General features: G+C 41.5%; 20 protein-coding genes. 16 read left to right on the plus strand and 4 right to left on the minus strand.

The annotated features are described in order from the left end of the window. Window positions 1-7: 7 nt before the first annotated feature. The 3 genes from ALE3EI_RS04215 to ALE3EI_RS04225 all read right to left on the minus strand — a co-directional run bounded on the left by ALE3EI_RS04215 (window position 8) and on the right by ALE3EI_RS04225 (window position 3,411). Window positions 8-1,384, minus strand: coding sequence for an MATE family efflux transporter (locus tag ALE3EI_RS04215; protein ID WP_186991147.1), 1,377 nt, complete (start codon window positions 1,382-1,384; stop codon window positions 8-10). Further along, the gene (gene hemH / locus ALE3EI_RS04220) at window positions 1,384-2,424 is read right to left on the minus strand and encodes a ferrochelatase (RefSeq protein WP_186991149.1); all 1,041 of its coding nucleotides are present in this window, start codon (window positions 2,422-2,424) and stop codon (window positions 1,384-1,386) included. The genes ALE3EI_RS04215 and hemH overlap by 1 nt, the downstream gene beginning before the upstream one ends. A gap of 90 nt (window positions 2,425-2,514) precedes the next feature. Beyond that, window positions 2,515-3,411, minus strand: a complete 897-nt coding sequence (locus tag ALE3EI_RS04225) for an AraC family transcriptional regulator (protein ID WP_186991151.1) — start codon at window positions 3,409-3,411, stop codon at window positions 2,515-2,517. A gap of 184 nt (window positions 3,412-3,595) precedes the next feature. Between ALE3EI_RS04225 and hemA the strand changes: the two genes are divergently transcribed. From hemA to ALE3EI_RS04305, 16 genes are all read left to right on the plus strand, one after another. Beyond that, complete coding sequence (gene hemA, locus ALE3EI_RS04230) at window positions 3,596-4,867, plus strand: glutamyl-tRNA reductase (protein WP_186991152.1); 1,272 nt, start codon at window positions 3,596-3,598, stop codon at window positions 4,865-4,867. After that, window positions 4,864-5,772 (plus strand): hydroxymethylbilane synthase, encoded by a 909-nt coding sequence (gene hemC / locus ALE3EI_RS04235; protein WP_186991155.1) that lies wholly within the window; start codon window positions 4,864-4,866, stop codon window positions 5,770-5,772. The genes hemA and hemC overlap by 4 nt, the downstream gene beginning before the upstream one ends. A 2-nt stretch (window positions 5,773-5,774) precedes the next feature. Continuing rightward, window positions 5,775-6,440, plus strand: a complete 666-nt coding sequence (locus tag ALE3EI_RS04240; RefSeq protein WP_233279997.1) for a uroporphyrinogen-III synthase — start codon at window positions 5,775-5,777, stop codon at window positions 6,438-6,440. Further along, complete coding sequence (hemE, locus tag ALE3EI_RS04245) at window positions 6,433-7,461, plus strand: uroporphyrinogen decarboxylase (RefSeq protein ID WP_186991157.1); 1,029 nt, start codon at window positions 6,433-6,435, stop codon at window positions 7,459-7,461. Before ALE3EI_RS04240 ends, hemE begins: the two co-directional genes overlap by 8 nt. Further along, window positions 7,461-7,949, plus strand: coding sequence for a DUF6973 domain-containing protein (locus tag ALE3EI_RS13805; protein ID WP_394367145.1), 489 nt, complete (start codon window positions 7,461-7,463; stop codon window positions 7,947-7,949). Before hemE ends, ALE3EI_RS13805 begins: the two co-directional genes overlap by 1 nt. Before the next feature lie 2 nt (window positions 7,950-7,951). Further along, entirely contained in the window at window positions 7,952-8,713 is a 762-nt protein-coding gene (locus ALE3EI_RS04255; RefSeq protein ID WP_186991161.1) for an EI24 domain-containing protein, read from the plus strand. Further along, window positions 8,710-9,612, plus strand: a complete 903-nt coding sequence (hemF, locus tag ALE3EI_RS04260; RefSeq protein WP_186991163.1) for an oxygen-dependent coproporphyrinogen oxidase — start codon at window positions 8,710-8,712, stop codon at window positions 9,610-9,612. The genes ALE3EI_RS04255 and hemF overlap by 4 nt, the downstream gene beginning before the upstream one ends. Before the next feature lie 24 nt (window positions 9,613-9,636). Next, window positions 9,637-10,626 (plus strand): porphobilinogen synthase, encoded by a 990-nt coding sequence (hemB, locus tag ALE3EI_RS04265; protein WP_186991165.1) that lies wholly within the window; start codon window positions 9,637-9,639, stop codon window positions 10,624-10,626. 17 nt (window positions 10,627-10,643) lie between these two features. Next, complete coding sequence (locus ALE3EI_RS04270) at window positions 10,644-11,162, plus strand: DinB family protein (protein ID WP_186991167.1); 519 nt, start codon at window positions 10,644-10,646, stop codon at window positions 11,160-11,162. Between the two features lie 62 nt (window positions 11,163-11,224). Next, on the plus strand, window positions 11,225-12,316 hold the full coding sequence (locus ALE3EI_RS04275) for a CNNM domain-containing protein (RefSeq protein WP_186991169.1): 1,092 nt from the start codon (window positions 11,225-11,227) through the stop codon (window positions 12,314-12,316). Between the two features lie 70 nt (window positions 12,317-12,386). Then, complete coding sequence (locus tag ALE3EI_RS04280) at window positions 12,387-12,740, plus strand: hypothetical protein (protein WP_186991171.1); 354 nt, start codon at window positions 12,387-12,389, stop codon at window positions 12,738-12,740. A 97-nt stretch (window positions 12,741-12,837) separates the two neighbouring features. Next, window positions 12,838-13,308, plus strand: a complete 471-nt coding sequence (locus tag ALE3EI_RS04285; RefSeq protein WP_186991173.1) for a hypothetical protein — start codon at window positions 12,838-12,840, stop codon at window positions 13,306-13,308. A 65-nt stretch (window positions 13,309-13,373) separates the two neighbouring features. Further along, on the plus strand, window positions 13,374-13,847 hold the full coding sequence (locus ALE3EI_RS04290) for a methylated-DNA--[protein]-cysteine S-methyltransferase (protein ID WP_186991175.1): 474 nt from the start codon (window positions 13,374-13,376) through the stop codon (window positions 13,845-13,847). 10 nt (window positions 13,848-13,857) lie between these two features. Beyond that, on the plus strand, window positions 13,858-14,991 hold the full coding sequence (locus ALE3EI_RS04295; RefSeq protein WP_186991178.1) for a serine hydrolase domain-containing protein: 1,134 nt from the start codon (window positions 13,858-13,860) through the stop codon (window positions 14,989-14,991). A gap of 53 nt (window positions 14,992-15,044) precedes the next feature. Further along, a complete protein-coding gene (locus ALE3EI_RS04300) occupies window positions 15,045-15,758 on the plus strand; it encodes a 3'-5' exonuclease (RefSeq protein ID WP_186991180.1) in 714 nt (237 codons plus the stop codon). A 60-nt stretch (window positions 15,759-15,818) separates the two neighbouring features. Next, window positions 15,819-16,205: a hypothetical protein gene (locus tag ALE3EI_RS04305; protein WP_186991182.1), complete on the plus strand. Its 387-nt coding sequence runs from the start codon at window positions 15,819-15,821 to the stop codon at window positions 16,203-16,205. Window positions 16,206-16,276: 71 nt separating this feature from the next. Here the strand turns inward: ALE3EI_RS04305 and ALE3EI_RS04310 are convergent, their stop codons facing one another. Then, complete coding sequence (locus tag ALE3EI_RS04310) at window positions 16,277-20,170, minus strand: GEVED domain-containing protein (protein WP_186991184.1); 3,894 nt, start codon at window positions 20,168-20,170, stop codon at window positions 16,277-16,279. Window positions 20,171-20,311: the final 141 nt, after the last annotated feature.

A 20,311-nucleotide genomic window follows, 5' to 3' on the forward strand; every position in this document is an offset into this window, starting at 1 on the left:
AGAAAAATCAGCGCAAGGTTCTTCGCACTTCTTTATTCAGATAGTATCCGGTTACTACAGTAGCCAACACATCGGCAATGGGAAAAGAGATCCAAACTCCCCATACTCCATAAAATGCCGGAAGGATAAGAATTAGCGGGATAAGAAAAAAGCCTTGCTTCGTTAAACTTAATAGAAGTGCCGGAACGGCCTTACCAATGGCTTGGAAATAGGATGCCCCTATAAGTTGTACTGCAATAATAGGTGTTGCGGCAAACACCCAGCGCAATGCAGATGGCGTACGGTTCAGAATCTCTGCATTATCCGCAAGTGTTTTGGCATCCAAAGTTTCATTATTACTTATAAATATTGACACGATATCGGTAGGGAAGATCATGATGAGGGTAAATATGAACAATGCAAGTCCTCCCGAATATTTAATGGATGTATTAATAGACTCCCGCACTCTCTGATAATATCCCGCTCCGTAATTGTATCCCGCGATTGGCAAAAACCCTTGGTTTACACCAATGACAGGGAAAAGAGCGAACATGAGCATTCGGCTTATAATTCCGTAGGAAGCCACATCCAGAGCATCCCCTACAGAGATAAGAACGTTATTGAGCAGTATGGTAAGCACACTAATGGTGGCTTGCCTTGCCAGGGTTACAAAGCTTAAACTGCTTATTTCTGTCACTAATTTCTTCTGAAGTTTTAAATAAGAGGCGGTAATTCTCAATTCACTTTTAAAAATGAAAAACCAGAGGATAAATGCAAAACAGATGGCATAGCTGATAAAGGTTGCCCAAGCGGCACCTTCCATGCCAAAATCGAATACATTGATTAAGATATAATCCATAAAAATATTCCCAATGGCCGGTAACATCATGGCGTACATTGCAAATTTAGGCTTGCCTTCTGCCCGTATCACGTTGTTCCCCATCATACACATGGCAAGCATCACGATACCGTACATCACAATACGGTAATAAATAAGTGCGAGATCCTTAAACGACTCGTCGGCTCCAAAGAATTCAATGAAAAAATCCTGAAAAATTAGGCCAATGATAGCCAGTAACCCTGAAGATAAAAAAGTAAGCGTGATCTGGTTTCCGAAAACACGATGTGCTTTATCTTCATTCCCTGAACCCAGAGCTCTGGAAAGCACCGAACTTCCGCCAATTCCTATGGAGAGTCCGATGGCTCCAATAAAAAAAGTCACCGGAATAACCACGGTGATGGCAGAGATCGCTAACGGACCGATCCATCTTCCCACGAAAATGGTGTCGACGATCATATTGAGTGACATTACCAAGATTCCGATGGAGGCAGGAACTGCCTGCATTACCAGTAGTTTACTGATGGAGTTGGTGCCCAATATCGATGATCGTTTCTGATCTGCCATTAAGCTATTGCATTTTTATGATCTACGATTCGCCATTCGTCGATCTTTCCTGCCAGAAACGAGGCAAAATCATCCCGATCGTTGAGGCATGGGACGGTTGTAAATTCCTTTCCTCCAACCTCATGAAAAATTTCTTCTCCCTCCATGGCGATCTCTTCGAGAGTTTCCAGGCAGTCACTTACGAAGGCCGGAGTAACGATTACCATTTTCCGAATCCCGGATTTTCCCAATCGTTCAATGGTCCGGTCGGTGTAAGGCTGCAGCCAGGGATCGAACCCAAGACGGGATTGAAATGAAGTTGAATAGGTTCCTTCTTGAAGGTTTAATGCGTCTACTACAAGTTTAGTGGTTTCAAGACATTGGTGGCGATAACAAAAGCGATGGGCTGCAGAGGGAGTTACACAGCATGTATTATCTATTTTACAATGCGATCTTGTAATGTCACTTTTGCGAATATGTCTTTCGGGAACCCCGTGATAACTAAATAAAAGATGCTCATAATCGAGACCTTCCAGGGCTTCAGAGATGCTTTTTGAGAGTATTTTAATGTATTCCGGCTGATTATAGAAAGCCGGTAAAGAAGTAATTTCCATCGTAGGGAAAAATTCTTTACGAAGTTCTTCCACTTTTACGTTAATCGTTTCAGTCGTTGCCATTGCAAACTGAGGATATAGTGGAACCACCAGCACATCATCTACGCCCTGATCACGCAATTCCTGCAACCCTTTTTTCAGCGTTAAACTTCCATATCGCATCGCCAGAGCAACAGGGAGGGTCACATTGTCCTGTACTTTCTTCTGAAGTCTTCGTGAGATCACTATTAAGGGGGAACCTTCATCCCACCATATTCTTTTATATGCGGCGGCCGATTGCTTTGGCCGGGTGTTTAATATAATACCGCGAACCAGGAGAATACGAGCCCAACGGGGAACATCGATTACCCTCGGATCCATTAAAAATTCATCGAGATATCGCTTTACATCTTTAGTGTCGGTGCTATCCGGGGAACCTAAATTAACAAGCAGAACTCCTTTTTTCATAGTAATTTTTCAGCAGCACAAAAATACTGCTATTATTTAAAATAAAGCCTTTAGGGTGTAGATAGAATCTATGGAGCTATAATTAAAATGTTATGCCGATAAAGACATAACAAATTTCTTGGGAGTAGTTCCGTATTTCTTCTTGAAGGCAGCAATAAAATGACTTGAGGTACTATAGCCCACTTTAAGTCCTACTTCATTCACATTGTGAGAACCTGTTGCCAGTAATTGTCGCGCCACCTCCATCTTGTAATCGTATAAAAAACTGAAGACCGAGTCTCCGTAAATTTGCTTAAAGCCTTCCTTTAATCGGTTTAGCGGCAAGTGAATCTCCTTAGACAGCTCCTGTAGGGTGGGTGGCTCGGCCATTCGGGCTATGATGATCTCCTTTGCTCTTTTGATCTTCGATACATTTTCTTCATCCACCAAAAATGGACATTGTTCTACATCGACATTAGAAGGTCGATTAAAATACAGACTCAGCAATTCGTAACATTTCCCTTTAAAATAAAGAGTTTTTACTGAAGGGTGTAGGCTAAAATTGAACAACTGGTTTAACACAATAGCCATGGAAGGTGTGATCTGCCCGTCTTTATAATACTTGCGATCCTTATTCTCTTCACTTAAAAAGCTAATGTAATTGGCTTCCCGCGAAAACAATCCGTGAAACTTTTTGATGGGTAACAATACTGAAAGCACCCAGGAATTGCTGTTTATGGTAATATCCAGTGGCAGGTCACGCTGCGGGTTGTACAATAATAGAGACATATCCTCTTTTAGTGGTAAGCGATAGGTACCGTCGTTAAAACTGAGACTGGCCGATCCTTTCAGACAAAAATGAAACTGAATAAAATTTGAGTTGATTTCTCGTTTACTATTTTGATAATCAGTAGTTTCATTATCAAAACGCAGTATAAAAAACCCATCTTCTATCGATGTTTCGGTATATAAACTTGCAGCGACATTTTTTTTAGAAATTTCATTCATAGCTTTGTCGTTTTATTTAGAATTATTCTAAATCACACTATTCAAATTCTCGTTATGCCCTGCAAAAATAGGGAATTTGCAGTAAAGTCATGAATTTTACAATTCTTTTTACAGCTTTCGACATAAATGATACTTCTGGCGTTATTTATTGATTAATTCAAATAATATTTTTGCCGTGTTCGATATGAAAAATAACGGAAAACGACTTACCACTATTCCTTTGGAAGGAACTTTTTACGCGATTGGTCTCAATTATAAAAAGGCAGACGCCGAAATTAGGGGGCATTTTAGTATTGCTGAAGAGGCCAAGCCCGCCATCCTGAAGCATGCAAAGGAAGAGGGAATTTCGGCCCTCACCGTCATTTCCACATGTAATAGAACCGAGCTCTACGGAATTGCCGAACACCCCTTTCAACTCATAAAGTTATTATGTGAGCACACCCACGGTTCTATCGATGAATTTGAGAAAGTGGCTTATGTCCATAAAAACCATGAAGCGGTTGAACATCTATTTAGAGTCGCTACCGGACTCGACAGTCAGATCCTTGGAGACTTTGAAATAATAAGTCAATTGAGAACGAGTTTCCGATTGTCTAAAAAACTCGGGCTCATGAGTCCGTATCTGGAACGGCTTGCCAATGCTGTGATACAGGCGAGTAAGCGTATTAAGAATGAGACGGGAATATCCACCGGCGCAACGTCAGTTAGTTTTGCGGCTGTACAATATATTATGGCGCGTGTTCCTTATGTTTCAGAAAAAAACATTTTACTCTTCGGAACCGGCAAAATTGGTAGAAATACCTGCGAAAATCTAATAAAGCACACCAAAAACGAGCATATAACGCTCATAAATAGGACAAAAACCAAAGCTGAAGCCGTGGCGGGGAAATTCAACCTCATCGTTAAGGACTACGCCAACATTCAAAGCGAGATCTCTCAAAGTGATATCCTTATAGTTGCCACCGGAGCCCAGCAGCCTACCATTTCGAAGGAATTGTTGTATCTAAAGAAACCATTGCTTATTCTGGATCTTTCGATTCCCAGGAATGTTGCAACGGAGGTGAAGGAAAACAAATTGGTCACGCTCATTCATCTCGATGAGCTATCTTCCGTAACCGATAAAACCCTCGAACACAGGGCATCTCAGATCCCAAGGGCAGAGGTTATTATCAATGAAATTCTAACCGATTTCAACAGCTGGACAGAGCATAGAAAGTTTGCACCAACCATAAAGGCTTTAAAAAGCAAATTATCTGAAATAAAATCCAATGAAATCGATTTTCAGCGTAAAAAACGGAGTGACTTCAATGAGGAACAGGCTGAGATCATAAGCGACAGGATCATTCAAAAGATCACCACACATTTTGCCAATCACTTAAAAGACGATGCCGCCTCAACTCAAGAAAGTATGGAATTGATCCATAGGGTTTTTCAACTTTCAAAAACCAACCCATGAAGAAAGTCATAAGAATAGGTACTCGTGACAGCGAACTGGCCTTATGGCAGGCAGAAACTGTACAAAACGGGTTAGAACAATTAGGCTATAGCACCGAGCTTGTTGCCGTAAAATCTACCGGAGACCTACAATTGGACCAACCGTTGTACGAGTTGGGAATTACCGGAATATTTACAAAAACGCTGGATGTCGCCATGTTAAATGGGACAGTAGATATAGCGGTGCATAGCATGAAAGATGTTCCAACACTGCTTCCAGAGGGAATAGTCCAATCGGCAGTATTGCCAAGAGCTTCTTCAGATGATATTCTTGTTTCGAATTCAGAATTCAAGTACGATGAGCCTTGCACAATCGCAACCGGAAGTTTACGTAGAAAAGCGCAGTGGCTCCACCGCTATCCACACCACAAAGTGGTGGGTTTACGTGGTAACGTAAACTCGAGGTTGAAAAAGCTCGAGGATAGCGGGTGGCAGGGGGCCATCTTTGCCAAAGCGGGATTGGAACGAATTAACTTATTACCTAAACACTATACAACTCTCGAATGGATGATTCCGGCTCCTGCACAAGGTGCCATGGTAATTGCTGCTTTAGAAAATGACGCCTACGCGCTTGAAGCGACTCAAAAGCTTAACGACTTAAATTCTGAAGTTTGCACACATATGGAGCGCGAGTTTTTGAAAACTCTGGAGGGGGGTTGTACGGCACCTATAGGCGCTATTGCTCAGATTATTAACGACAAGATTCAGTTTAAGGGAGCTTTATTTTCATTGGACGGAGTTACCAAACTTGAGATCGAAAAGTCTGTTTCCATAAACGAATTTGAAGACTTCGGAAAAAAGTGCGCTCTTGAAATATTGGAAAACGGGGGTAAGGAGGTCATGGAATCGATACGAACAAAGCTGTGAGGGTGCTTTCAACAAAAAAATTAAGTGTGTCACAAATGAATCTGTTGTTGAATGCCGGTATTTCGGTCATCGATTACAACGCCATTTCGATTGAATTTTTGGATTTTGCCATTCCTGAAGGAGCAAAAAATGCCATTTTTACGAGTCAGAATTCGGTACGAGCGATGTTGGCAAAAAATCTTCTAGACAAGGCAAAAGATTCACCGTTTCAATCGATCTTCTGTGTAGGTGAAAAAACAAAGCGACTTTTAGAAGAACATAACCAAAAAGTGTCATTTTTTGCGCAAAATGGTTCAGAATTAGCAAATTTTATTGTAAATAATGATAAAAACAAGCTATTTCATTATTTCTGCGGAACAAGACGTAGAGATGAACTTCCTGAAATTCTAAAAAATGAAAATATCGAACTTTTTGAAGTAAAATCATACAAAACTGAGCTAAATCCGATTAAATTCGATCAATTATTCAACGGAATTCTGTTTTTTAGTCCGAGTGGCGTTGAAAGTTTCTGTTTACACAATTCCATGGGAAACAGCATGGCATTTTGTATTGGAGAAACTACCGCTTCCGAAGCAAAAAAACATACCCATAATATAAAAATCGCCAATGCTGCAACTGTGGAGAGTGTGATCGCAAAGGCTGTGAAAATTTTAAAGGAAAATGATTAAAAACGATCTTTTTTTACAAGCCCTTAGAGGAGAAACTGTGGACCGTCCGCCGGTGTGGATGATGCGACAGGCAGGAAGGTATCTTCCCGAATTTATGGAAATTAAGGCTAAATACGACTTTTTCACCCGTTGCCAAACACCCGAACTTGCCAGTGAGATCACCGTTCAACCTATACGTAGATACGGTATGGATGCAGCCATACTATTTAGTGATATTCTTGTCATTCCACAGGCGATGAACATAGACGTTGAAATGAAACCCGGTATCGGACCCTGGTTGCCAGATCCCATACGTAGTCAGAAAGATCTGGACCGTGTTGTCGTACCCGATATAGACGACACCCTCGGTTATGTGATGGAGGCTATTAAAATGACCAAGGAAAAACTCAATGATGAGATTCCGTTAATTGGTTTTGCGGGGAGTCCGTGGACAATTCTTTGTTATTGTGTGCAGGGACAGGGCAGCAAGAATTTCGACAAAGCCAAAGAATTTTGCTTTACTCAACCGACGGCAGCACATGAACTATTACAAAAGATCACCGATACCACAATTTTATATCTGAAGAAAAAAGTTACGGCCGGAGTCAACGCAGTTCAGGTATTCGACAGCTGGGGTGGTATGTTGTCGCCTACGGACTATCAGGAATTTAGCTGGCAGTACATACAACAGATCATCGATGCCCTAAAAGATGAAACCCATGTGATCGCTTTTGGAAAGGGATGTTGGTTTGCTTTAGACACTATGGCAAAAAGTGGTGCTTCAGCGTTGGGTGTAGATTGGACCTGTTCTGCTAAGAACGCACGTTATCTTAGCGGTGGTAAAATTACTCTTCAGGGAAATTTCGATCCTACAAGACTCTTTAGTCCGCCGTCAGAAATTAAACGCATGGTGACTCAAATGATCAACGAATTTGGAAAAGACCGATATATTGTAAATTTAGGTCATGGAATTTTGCCTAATATTCCGTTGGAAAATGCAGGAGCATTTATTGAAGCCGTAAAAGAATACAAAGTAGAATAGTGAATATCTGGAAGCGAATAAGCACCTTAAGTTTGAGCCAATTGGTTCAATTTGGTTTTATTTTTCTGAAAAAACCCTTGCTTATAATTCCAACATTGAAAGCGACAAAACAAACATTTTCAATCTGTAATCGGCTGTACGGGAAAGCGCATCACAGAGGTAATAAAGCAAACGCGTTCCGACACGCCTTATGGAATGTGTTGATTTGCCAAAAAACACTAAAAATCACAAAAAATGATGAAAAAAGTGAATTTTGGGCTAAAAAAGTGACCGATTTATACGAAAAAGTAACAAAAAACGACCCATTGGACCAAGCCATGGACCTCCATAATAATAACATAGGACGCGTTGTTTTTAGGTCAAAAACCTTTAAAAATGACACGGAAATCATCAATTTTCTTCAAAATATGGCCGAAAATGCTCAAAAAGTCTCGAAAATGAATGAAATTGAAGATTCTGAAGAAAATCTAATCTATATCGCCCATTAACCATGATAAAAAATATTATTAGCGGTATTAAAGCCTACGGAGGTAGTTTCAAATTAATTGGAACTCTCAACCTATGGCCCTACTTTTTGGTTCCCATTGGTATTAGTTTGATCACAGCCTCAATAATAGGATTTGCAGCCTGGGGGTTATCGGACAATATTGGCGGATTGATTTCAAAAATCTGGTTCTGGGAATGGGGTGCCGAAACATTTAGAACTATTAGCGATATTTTAGGAGCTTTTATTGTAATCGCCATCGGTCTTATCCTTTATAAACATATTGTAATGGCCTTAAGCGCCCCGTTTATGAGTCCGGTTTCCGAAATTATAGAAACACATATTAGCGGAGCAGACCATCTCCATAGAGACACATCCTTTTCCCAGCAATTGTGGCGCGGAACCCGTGTTAACATAAGGAATTTAATGATGGAACTACTACTAACCATCCCTATTTTACTCATTGGTTTTATCCCCATTATAGGGTTTATATCGACAATTTTACTCTTTTTGGTTCAATCGTATTACGCCGGCTTCGGAAATATGGACTATACTTTGGAAAGACATTTAAAATACAAAGAAAGTGTGCAATTTGTAAAAAGACATCGCGGATTTGCCATTGGAAACGGAATAGTTTTTATGGCAATGTTACTTATCCCCATTGTTGGGATCATCTTAGTATTACCGCTCTCCGTGACCGCTGCAAGTACTGTAACGGTTGATCTCCTTTGGGAAAAACCAACGCTTAAAGTCGTTCAGCCATCATGAAAGATCAATTTGTAAACTATATCACCCAATTCCAGAATTCCATCACGTCTCAACTGGAAAAAGTGGATGGAAAAGCTATATTTATCGAAGATCTCTGGAAAAGACCGGAAGGTGGAGGCGGAAGGTCCAGGATCATAGAAAATGGTGCGGTCTTCGAAAAAGGGGGTGTCAATACAAGTGAAGTCTTCGGAAAACTCCCCGAATCCATGCAGCGGTATTTTGGCGTGGAAGAAGCCGATTTTTTTGCCTGTGGTCTTAGTCTGGTGCTTCACCCGGTAAATCCCTTTGTTCCAACAGTACATGCCAATTGGCGTTATTTTGAATTATACGACGCAAAAGGAAACATCGTCACTCAATGGTTTGGTGGCGGCCAGGATCTTACTCCTTATTACCTTTTTGAAGAGGATGCCCGTCATTTTCATACGGTGTGCAAACGTTCCTGTGATGCACATCATCCTAATTTCTACGAACACTATAAAAAACGTTGCGATGAATACTTTTATAACGCCCATCGCAAGGAAGCCCGGGGTATTGGAGGATTGTTCTTCGATTATTTAAAGGAAACTGAATCGATGAGCATGCAACAATGGTATGAGTTTATTACCGAAACAGGGAATAATTTCCTCAATTCCTATCTTCCAATCGTGGAAAAGCGCAAATCGACGCCTTATTCCGAAGAAAACCGATACTGGCAGGAAATTAGGCGAGGACGTTATGTAGAATTCAACCTTGTGCATGATAAAGGAACGCTATTCGGACTAAAAACCAACGGTCGAATAGAAAGTATCCTAATGAGCCTTCCTCCCAAAGTACAATGGAAATACAACCACCAACCCAAACCGGGAAGTGAAGAGGAAAAACTTATAAATGTGCTGAAAAACCCAAAAGACTGGGTTTAATGATTAGAACCAATTATTAAAACTATGTATCCAATCCGAAGAAACCGCCGTTTACGAACGTCCGAAGCTATTAGAAGTCTGGTAAGAGAAACCATCATCACTCCCAATGACTTTTTGGTTCCTATTTTCATCGTAGAAGGCAAAGGTGTAAAAGAAGAAATTGCATCCATGCCGGGATATTACAGATACAGCTTGGATCTGCTTCCCGTCGAGATCAAGGAATTATGGTCTCTGGGACTAAAAAGTGTACTGCTCTTTGTAAAAGTTCCCGATAATTTAAAGGACAATACCGGGAAAGAAGCCTTAAATGCCAACGGACTCATGCAACGCGCCATTCAAACGGTTAAAAATACGGTTCCTGAAATGCTTGTAATGACCGATGTAGCCCTCGATCCTTACTCGGTGTTTGGTCACGACGGAATCGTTTCCGAAGCAAAAGTCATCAATGACGACACCAACGCAGTACTCGCAGAAATGGCATTGTCTCACGCCAAAGCCGGGGCCGATTTTGTGGCGCCCAGTGATATGATGGATGGACGAATCTTTGAAATTCGAAGTCTGCTGGAAGACGAAGGATTCCACGACACCGGAATTATGAGTTACAGTGCAAAATACGCTTCAGCTTTTTACGGACCCTTCCGCGATGCGCTCGATTCGGCTCCGGTAGACAAGAAAGACATTCCGAAGGACAAAAAAACGTATCAGATGGATCCTGCCAACCGAAGAGAAGCATTAAAAGAAACTTTGATGGATATAGACGAGGGTGCAGATATTGTAATGGTGAAACCGGGATTGTGCTATCTGGATATTGTGAGGGATATTCGTGAAGCTGTAGATGTGCCCGTGGCGGTTTATCAGGTAAGTGGCGAATATGCTATGTTAAAAGCGGCGGCAGCCAAGGGTTGGCTGGAGCACGATGCTGTGATGATGGAACAAGTCACTGCGATTAAAAGAGCCGGGGCACATATCATTGCGAGTTACTTTGCTAAAGATGTCGTGAAATTAATTCAGTAAGGAAGTATCTTTAACCTATGAAAAATACCTTTTTTACCCTACTTATAGCACTCGTTATTACAATGCCTTACCAAGCTCAGCAAATTACGCCCAAAGATGCGTTTCTTGAAAAATGGGAAAATTCTAAAATTTATTTGCTGGGAATTGCCGAAGTAATGCCGGCCGATCAATACAATTTTAAACCTACTGAAAGGCAAATGAGTTTTAAAGAGCAACTCCTTCATATTAAGAGCAATATGGATTGGTTGAGTACTACTTATTTTTCTTCGGAAGAATACGATCGTACCAAAAAATATCTTCCTGCAACCAAAGAAGAAACTATTTTACTGCTTGCTTCCTCTTTTGACAAGGTTACAGAACGCATTCTGAATACTTCAGAAGAAGACTTTTTAACCACCGCGGAGTTCTTTGCCGGAGAAAAAAGTAAGCTTCAAATCCTTAATTTACTGCAAGACCATGTGACACACCACCGAGGACAATTAATCGTTTATCTTAACCTTAAAAAAATTGAACCACCTTCTTATGTAGGTTGGTAAATTTATGGTTTTTTTAAGCGAGATTTTTTAGTCAAATCTTTACCTTGTAACAAAATAAATAGATGACGCTTTTAATAGTTTACGCCTTACTTTCCATCTTTTTTTCTTTTTTATGCTCCATTTTGGAAGCTGCCTTGCTTAGTTTTACGCCAACATTTATTAAAATAAAAACTAAGGAAGGACGAGGATACGCCAAAACACTTGCAAATTATAAAAAAGATATCGATCAGCCATTGATCGCAATACTAACCCTAAACACCATTGCGCACACGGTGGGTGCAATTCTAGTTGGGGTTCAGGCCGAAAAATTACCTTACAAAGTCGAATTTTGGGGAATCAACATTGTTGGGATCGTATCGGCGATCATGACCCTACTCATTTTAGTGGTTTCAGAGATCATCCCAAAAACTATTGGAGCTACCTACTGGAAAAAACTAGGTCGATTTACGGCAATCTTCCTCAACGTCATCATCATCCCGCTGAAATATACAGGAATCCTGTGGATCCTTACCCTTACCACCAAGCTTATCGGGAAATCGGCACATGTAAGTACCATGAGTAGAGAAGAATTTCTGGCCATTACCGATGCAGCGGAACAGGAAGGCGTTTTTGAAGAAAACGAAAGTGCTGTTATTAAAAACCTTCTCATTTTTAAATCGGTAACGGCAAAAAATGTTATGACGCCGTTTCCGGTAGTTATTTCTGAAGATGAATCGGTGACACTTTCCGAATTTCACGAACAAAACAAAAGCTTACGCTTTTCCCGAATTCCGGTGTATGAAGGTAGAAGTCATAACATCACCGGCTTTATTCTTCGGGACGACCTTTTGGAAGAAATTGTGGAAGAACACGGTGACAAACCGCTTAGCGAAATTAAACGTGAAATGACTGTGGTGCAGAGTGACACCCCCATTCCCGACTTGTTTGATACATTTATAAAACAACGTGCACATATTGCGCTGGTCGTCGATGAATTTGGAAATACCACAGGCATCGTTACCATGGAAGACATTATAGAAACCTTGCTGGGTCTTGAGATCATGGATGAAAGTGACGACATTGAAGATATGCAAGTTCAGGCGCGAAAAAACTGGGAAAGACGTGCCAAACGAATGGGAATCAATCTTCAGGACTCCTCTGAAGAGAATGAATAATTTTCTTATCGCCCCAATAATTAGCAATATTTTATAAATTGGGTTTCAAATTTTGACCTACATTTGTACGGTGAAAACAAGGAAATCTTTCGGAAGTTTACTCCTTCTCCTGTTGCTGCTTTGTGCTTCAGGGGCTTCGGCATGGGCAATTCCCGGCACCGACAGTCTCACACAAACAGATAGCGGGGATAGTTCCCTTACTGCCACACATCAGCACACGCTGTACTTTGAGGAGATTTCTTCGTATAAAGGATCTCAAAACACCTTTAAAGATCATCACAGATCTTATGTAGTTTTTGGAACAGGGTTATTAGGTCCTGTATGTGCTTCAGACAGCAACTCAAAATACAAGACGCTGTCCCAAAATAACGACCACAGGGAGCGTCTCACAAAACAAATCTTTCCTTTCCATTTTTTCTGGTAAACTGTTAAATTTTTTTATTAGAATTCAGTAGCCAATACTACTGCCAGGGCGTTGTTTACGCCCTATTCAACTATTTAAAAAATTTAAAATTTACATCATGGATACAGGATCTCTCATCGTAGATATCGTTATAATATTAGTGATCGCCATACCTTTGGCGTATCTGGTAATTTATTCGTTCAACAGAGAACGAAAAGTAAAAAAGAGTGTGGCTAAATTATGCTCACAAAAAGGAATTAATCTCGGCATTTTCGAAATAAACGGCAATCTGGTATTAGGAATAGACGATCAGCAAAAAAAGTTGATCCTCACGCATAGAAAGGATACTAATAATGCCTTTCAGATTATTGACCTTCCCCAATTGACAGATTGCCAAGTTAAAACCGTGAAACATTCCAAGAATACTCTGGATTGGGTCGGACTAGAACTTGTTGGCACACAACAAAAACAGGACATTGCGTTCTATGTAGAGGAAGATGACGAGGATCCGGGAACCAGCGCCGAGATCTGTTTGCAGGCTGCAAGAAAATGGGAAAAATTAATTCGGCCGCTACTAAAGGCATCTTAATTGAGAAAGGGCGGAGATAAACCGCCCTTTTTTGTATTTTTATTCTTCTGAAGTCATTAAAGAATATGAAAACAGCTCAAATACAGACTCCAATAGGAATTCTGGAAATAACCGGTGATGAATTTGGAATTATTTCTGTAGTTTTTATAGATTCTAACGTGTCCCCTTCAAAAGAAGTCCCTTCAGAATTGGAAGCAGCCGTAACCCAACTCACCGAATATTTTAAAGGCCAGCGCGATCAATTTGAGCTCAAACTTGCTCCGCAAGGCACCGATTTTCAGAAAAAAGTATGGGAAACATTGCAAGAGATACCCTTCGGGAAAACAAGCTCCTATCAAAAAGTAGCTAATGTCCTCGGTGACCCCAAAGTAATCCGCGCAGCGGCTTCAGCAAACGGCAAAAACCCCATTTCCATCATCATTCCCTGTCACCGCGTGATTGGAAGCGACGGTTCCTTAACGGGATATGCCGGCGGACTTCACCGCAAAAAGTGGCTCCTGGCTCATGAAAATCCGGTGAAACAGGGGGAATTATTCTAATTGTCAGTGAATGAAAAGATTTCTGAAATGGTTTATAGCATTACTCGTTCTTGTTATAGGTATGCTGTATATCACCGATTATGATTACATCTTAAAGGGCGTACGCGTGGTCTATTTTACAGGACACACCACAGCTTTTATCGATGATCACTCTTATTTTGAAAACGAAGTAATTCCCGCTAGTTCTAATCCGCGGCCCTGGCCGCTGCATAAAGATTACAATAACACCAAACCTTCAGCAAAACTGATATCTACCAATGAAGAGCTTGGCACTGTTGCTTTTCTCATCATTAAAAACGACAGTATTTGGTATGAACATTATGCTGAGGCCTATGGAACCTCCTCCCAAACGAACTCCTTTTCCATGGCAAAGAGTATTACGACCATATTGTTAGGAAAAGCGATTGCCGACGGATATATTTCGGGGATAGATCAGGAAGTTGGGGATTTCTTTAGTAAATATAAGGGTTCCGGGATGACGGTAGGAGATCTTTCATCCATGGCATCAGGTCTCAATTGGGATGAATCCTATACCAGTCCGTTTAGCATTACCGCCCGATCCTATTATGACGATGATCTTGCAGAAACCATACTCGGGCTGGAAGTTGTTGAAAAGCCAGGAACCTATTTTAAGTACTTAAGCGGTAACACCCAGTTATTGGCTATGGTGATTGAAAAAGCGGTTGGCAAACCATTACCTGACTATCTGAACGAAAGTCTATGGCAGCCCCTGGGAATGGAAAAACCTGCACTATGGCAATTGGACGATGCAGAAAACCGATTGGTTAAAGCCTACTGTTGTATTGCTTCCAATGCCCGTGACTTTGGACGGTTCGGGAAACTTTTTAAGGATAAAGGACTGTGGAATGGACAACAGTTGATCGATTCTTCCTTTGTTCAGCTCGCGTCCAAACCAAGATTTCCAGAAAGTCCCGAATACGGCTATGGATTCTGGTTGAGCGATCATTTAAACAAGGACATTTTCGTAATGAGAGGAATTCTGGGGCAATATGTGATTACTATTCCTGAAGATGATATTATCATTATTAGGCTCGGACACCAGCGGGGTGAAAAAAATGATCAACCCTTTAGCTCAGATTTCTACATATATGTGGAAGAGGTGTATAAAATGCTCAACGAATAGTGGACTATTTTTTGTAATTTTAACCTCCCTGCTCCCCACAATACTATCAAATAATGCTAAAAAGAATGAATCTGGAACATATCCTGTTTTTGGATATTGAAACCGTTCCGCAAATTGAGAATTTTAACGATCTGGATCCGGTGTCCCAAACCCTTTGGGAACAGAAAACGCAATACCAGCGCAAGGAAGAATTTACCCCGGAGGAATTTTATGAACGTGCCGGAATCTGGGCCGAATTTGGCCGGATCATTTGTATTTCAGTGGGCTATTTTAAAATGACTGGGGATGTGAGAAGCTTTAGAATTACGAGTTTTCATGGAGAAGAACCTCTCATTTTAAAGGAATTCAAAATATTATTGGAAACCCATTTTAACCGACCGCATCATTTGCTGTGTGCCCATAACGGTAAGGAATTCGATTTTCCGTATATCGCCCGAAGAATGATCATTAACAGCATAGATATTCCATTTAAACTGAATCTCTTCGGAAAAAAACCCTGGGAAGTACCTCATCTAGACACACTCGAACTATGGAAATTTGGTGACTACAAGACGTTCACTTCATTAAAGCTAATGGCTCATGTTTTGGGGATTCCATCCCCTAAGGACGATATTGACGGGAGCGATGTTCGCGACGTCTATTACAATGAAAAGGATCTGGATCGAATTATAGAATACTGTGAAAAAGATACCTTAACAGTAGCTCAGATCTTTTTGCGTCTTCGCAATGAAGAAATTCTCGACGATAATGAAGTGGTTTCCATTTAAATAAAAAACGCTCTTTCTTTATTTTTTTGTAGTTTTAGCCCTCATTTTAAACTAAATGCTATGAAAATACTGAAAATATCAGCAAAAAAAATAGGTATGGGAATGGTTCTCATTGCCTTGCCTTTGCTTCAATCCTGTAAGGAGAATACAGATGAAAACAAAACCAATGGGGATACAACCCAGAAATCTACCATGGTGAAGGCAAATGAAGTAGTAAAATCTACAGATACAACAGCAACAGGAGCTTTAAATCCCGCCCACGGACAACCGGGGCACCGTTGTGATCTGCCTGTTGGGGCTCCTTTAACGGGAACTCCGGTGATCAACTCACAACAAACACCTGTATTGAATTCGGGTAGTACTCCTGCTACGGGTGATTTAAAAGTGAATCCCCCACACGGACAACCGGGACACCGCTGCGATATAAAAGTAGGTGATCCACTATAAGTACCAGATATTAGACAATAAAAAAGCCTCCCGCTTGTAATCGGGAGGCTTTTCTTTTATACCTTATTAAATTATTCCTTAATAAAGCGTTTAACGTATTTAGCGTTTTCAGTGTTTATCTGAATAATGTACGCGCCACTTTGAAGTGATGATACATCGACCATATTAGTAAAGTCGCCTTCACTAATCACCTGACCTAGCATATTAAAGATAGTATAGTCGGTTGCCGAAACACCTAAGAGCTCTACATTCAGAGTATTACCACGCACCGGATTCGGGTACACCTTAAATATTTCAGAATGGTTACTCACGATTTCAGTTTGAGTGTTGGTCACATTAAATGGAGCGCTGCCAATAACTACAATATAATCTTCAACTTCACCATACGTAAATGATTCACACGATGTAGGGATGGCATTGTATTTCATGGAAACACGCATACGAGTAGGTCCTGCCGAAGCTCCTGAAGGAACTGTAAAACTCCCCGAAACCGGACTGGCTGTAGTTGCTGCTCTTGAGTAAACCAATTCTCCCGAATCTCCAAAATCTCCATCGCGGTTGTAATCGATCCATACAGCATATCCTTCTGCATACACAGTTCCTGTCCATGCCGGAGTGATCGTAATGGTATTGCTGCTATTGAGATTGGTCGATAAGGAAGTATAATCCCCATAGCCTCCGGTGGACGCTCCCGTAGTATTGTCAATGCTACCCAGCTGTACTCTCTGAATATATTCATCGGAAGTATTGTTTCCATTTGAAGCACAGTACCCGGTTGGAGGTGTTCCTCCGCCTCCGGCAGATAGATTTACATTATCGATAGCGATATCGGCTTGCCATGTAGAACCGGTCAATCGGTTAAAACGCAATTGTACGCTTCCGCCTGCATAAGCGGTCAAGTCAATATTCGCACTCAACCAGTTGTTGCCCTTATTCCCTGATTCACTCCAAAGACTCGTCCAGGATGCTCCATTGTCGTCACTGGCTTCCAATGCTATACTACCCATATCTGCCGCACCATACATATGGTAGTTAAATGTAAAGGTCGCAGCTGTTTCTGAACTCAGATCGATACACGGAGAATTCAAGATGGCGCGCTTACTCGGATAATTTGGTGAAGATGCTTCCACATACATATACCAGGAACCCGCAGCTCCACTGGATGGTCCGGTGTTGCTCGAAGGAGTCCCCCCGGAATCACGAGTCCAGTCGATATCATCATTAGATGATTGCGTCCATTGCCCAAGACCGCTTTCAAAACTTTCTGAATAGGGCAGGGACGATATTCCACCTGTACATCCGCCACTTCCACCACCTGTGGTAGTAACATTAACAGTATTACTCATCGCCGAATTGTTTCCGGCCGCGTCAAAAGCTCTTACGCTAAAAGTATACGATGTACCTGCGGTGAGCCCGGTGATATTAGCCGAATTTCCGGCTACAGTACCTATGCTCGATCCGCCCGAAAATACTTCGTAACCGGTTACCCCTACATTGTCTGTAGAAGCAGTCCAATTTAGACTGGCCGTAGTATCGGTGATATTTGAAGCTGTTAAATTCGTTGGAACCGTTGGCGCTTGTGTGTCGGGTGCTGTCCCTGTGATGGTGACCGTATAATCCTCAACCTCTCCATAACTAAAACTTTCACACGATGTTGGAATACCATTGTATTTCATGGATACTCTCATTCTGGTAGCACCATCTAATGCTGAAGATGATACCGTAAAGGAACCACTTACCGGTGTGGATGTTGTTGCTGCCTGAGTCCATACTTGTTCTCCCGCATCTGTAAAATCTCCATCCTGATTATAATCTATCCAAACCGAGTAGCCTTCGGCATAAACGGTTCCGGTCCAAACCGGGGTTACCGTAATACTTGCTGAAGCATTTTTTACCAGATTTGTGTTGATGTTTGTAAAGTCGGAATACCCATTTCCGGATCCACTGGTATTGTCGATACCTTCTAATTGTACACGGCCAATGTATTCATCATTAATATTATTTCCTTGTGAATCACAATAGTTGATCTGAACGGCTGTAGTGGTAAAATTAACCGATGCAGAATAATTGGACATGGTTCCGTCTGAACATTTACTTCGTACCTGTGCTTCATATGAAGTAGTTGGGGTAAGCCCGTTAAGTGTTGTGGATGTTGCTGCTGAAGCTACTGTAGTCCAGCTTCCTGATCCTGTTCTATATCTTACATCGTATGTTGCACCAGACACGGCATCGTAGCTAATGATAGCAGAATCTGAGCCTATTCCGTTAACTCCAACATTGGCAGGTGTTACTGCTGTACAGTTTGCTCCGCCGGCAATAATACCTGTTATTACCAGACTGTAGTTCTGTCCGCCACCGCTTAAAGAACCTTTATGAGTCACCGTAATCGTGTAGGTTCCGGAAGCATTAGCTACCGAAATTCGCTCAAAAGGATCCACATAATTATCTCCCAAACCGTTGGTTGTAACTCCCGTTAATCGGTATGGTAAAAAAGTAGAACCTCCCTGAGTTACTCTCAGGTCGAGATCGTTTACTAAAACCGGAGTACTGGAATTAGTTTGAGTAGTTGCTGTACCCGCAGGATCTGTCCATGAGATCGAAGCCATAAGGTTGTTAATTCCGTCGGCATCGACAGTAATCTGATAAGTCTGTCCCGGAGTTAATGTTAGCTCTTCTATTCTCGAACTTTGTCCTTCGCCCGAAATGGTTTCTGCTGCACGCTTGGCGTTCATCAATCCCCAGCCGTAAACAGCATCCGGACCGGTTGGACCCGCATCATCTGCAGTGTGCAGAACTAGACCCTTTAATGTGGAAGCTCTCATATAGCTCCCAAAAATATTGTTGGCATGTTGCTGTAACAACAACAGCGTACCAGTAACATTTGGTGATGCCATGGAAGTACCACTTATAGTACCATAAGCGGTATTACTGGAATCATAAGTTGAAGTTAGTGATGTTCCATTTCCGGTTATATCGGGCTTAATTCGGTAATCATCAGTTGGGCCTTCACTACTTGAACTATTAATAGTTACACTTATTAGATTTCCATTACCGTCTATATTTGCATCCTGCCCGTTGGCAACAACCAGATTGTTCTTAGATGTAGAATGTCCGGTTAGTTTATCATAAGATGAATTTCCAGCCAATGGTGAGCCGTTGTACGAATTGTTATTTCCATCATTACCTGCGGCTACTACCATTAAGTAATAGGGTGCATTATACATCACATTATCCCAATCTCTGGAATCTGTAATATAGGCTCCGAAATAATAGTCGGGTACAAGATCGGAACGAAAGCCATAACTGTGGTTGGATAGCAGCATCCCGTTCGCAGCTGCGGACGTTGCCTCGGCAAGATCATTATTCCACATATACCCGCGAACCTTCGAATGGGGCGCCATTCCTTTGGCATTAGCCTGTACTCCGGAAGCCCCTATGGTTCCGGTTACGTGAGCCGCATGATAATGAAGTTGAGTTCCTCCTTCCGAAGCAGCATCCTCTACGGAAACTCTGTTTGTACCACCCGGGCCGTCATATTCCTGATGACTAACTCTGGCGTGACCACCGTCCCAGACATAACAGATCATGTTTTGTCCGTCGACAGAAAGTCCTAATCCACCACCACTGTTCAAGTAATTTGCTCGCGTCGAAATAGCCGCGTTAACATTAAAAGTGCGGTAGTAAATTGGGCTTCCGTCCTCTGCAATGTATTGGAGTTCTGCGACCCCTCCATCGGGTAAAATTTCCCGTTCCTGAAGGTTTCTTTGATTGGCAGCTACTTTGGCCTGTTGTTTCCTTGCCTTCGCTTTCGAATTTAACTGGTTTTCAAGATTTTCGAGAGCCGTAAGGTCGTATCTACTCGTGATCTTGGTTTTTTCAGAAGGTGTTTGTGCATGAAGTACTGCACAAGTGAAGAAGACCGAAGCTAGTAGAAACCACTTCGGTAAAAAAGAATTGTTTTTCATAATTTAAGTTAAGTTTAGATTAGTGATGAGAAAATAGCGCTAAAAACACAATATATATTAGTTTAGGGGAGTAATAAAAAAATATATTAATTGCATTTTTTTGAGAAATTTTCAATTAAGTTCGTACGAATCAAGTAAAAA

This window comes from Constantimarinum furrinae (assembly GCF_014295415.1).
In the GTDB taxonomy this organism is placed as follows: domain Bacteria; phylum Bacteroidota; class Bacteroidia; order Flavobacteriales; family Flavobacteriaceae; genus Constantimarinum; species Constantimarinum furrinae.

Excerpts from the sequence above, each read along its gene's own strand:
- ALE3EI_RS04215 (WP_186991147.1), bottom strand. The coding sequence starts at position 1,384 with ATGGCAGATCAGAAACGATCATCGATATTGGGCACCAACTCCATCAGT.
- hemH (WP_186991149.1), bottom strand. The coding sequence starts at position 2,424 with ATGAAAAAAGGAGTTCTGCTTGTTAATTTAGGTTCCCCGGATAGCACC.
- ALE3EI_RS04225 (WP_186991151.1), bottom strand. The coding sequence starts at position 3,411 with ATGAATGAAATTTCTAAAAAAAATGTCGCTGCAAGTTTATATACCGAA.
- hemA (WP_186991152.1), top strand. The coding sequence starts at position 3,596 with ATGAAAAATAACGGAAAACGACTTACCACTATTCCTTTGGAAGGAACT.
- hemC (WP_186991155.1), top strand. The coding sequence starts at position 4,864 with ATGAAGAAAGTCATAAGAATAGGTACTCGTGACAGCGAACTGGCCTTA.
- hemE (WP_186991157.1), top strand. The coding sequence starts at position 6,433 with ATGATTAAAAACGATCTTTTTTTACAAGCCCTTAGAGGAGAAACTGTG.
- ALE3EI_RS04255 (WP_186991161.1), top strand. The coding sequence starts at position 7,952 with ATGATAAAAAATATTATTAGCGGTATTAAAGCCTACGGAGGTAGTTTC.
- hemF (WP_186991163.1), top strand. The coding sequence starts at position 8,710 with ATGAAAGATCAATTTGTAAACTATATCACCCAATTCCAGAATTCCATC.
- hemB (WP_186991165.1), top strand. The coding sequence starts at position 9,637 with ATGTATCCAATCCGAAGAAACCGCCGTTTACGAACGTCCGAAGCTATT.
- ALE3EI_RS04270 (WP_186991167.1), top strand. The coding sequence starts at position 10,644 with ATGAAAAATACCTTTTTTACCCTACTTATAGCACTCGTTATTACAATG.
- ALE3EI_RS04275 (WP_186991169.1), top strand. The coding sequence starts at position 11,225 with ATGACGCTTTTAATAGTTTACGCCTTACTTTCCATCTTTTTTTCTTTT.
- ALE3EI_RS04285 (WP_186991173.1), top strand. The coding sequence starts at position 12,838 with ATGGATACAGGATCTCTCATCGTAGATATCGTTATAATATTAGTGATC.
- ALE3EI_RS04290 (WP_186991175.1), top strand. The coding sequence starts at position 13,374 with ATGAAAACAGCTCAAATACAGACTCCAATAGGAATTCTGGAAATAACC.
- ALE3EI_RS04295 (WP_186991178.1), top strand. The coding sequence starts at position 13,858 with ATGAAAAGATTTCTGAAATGGTTTATAGCATTACTCGTTCTTGTTATA.
- ALE3EI_RS04300 (WP_186991180.1), top strand. The coding sequence starts at position 15,045 with ATGCTAAAAAGAATGAATCTGGAACATATCCTGTTTTTGGATATTGAA.
- ALE3EI_RS04305 (WP_186991182.1), top strand. The coding sequence starts at position 15,819 with ATGAAAATACTGAAAATATCAGCAAAAAAAATAGGTATGGGAATGGTT.
- ALE3EI_RS04310 (WP_186991184.1), bottom strand. The coding sequence starts at position 20,170 with ATGAAAAACAATTCTTTTTTACCGAAGTGGTTTCTACTAGCTTCGGTC.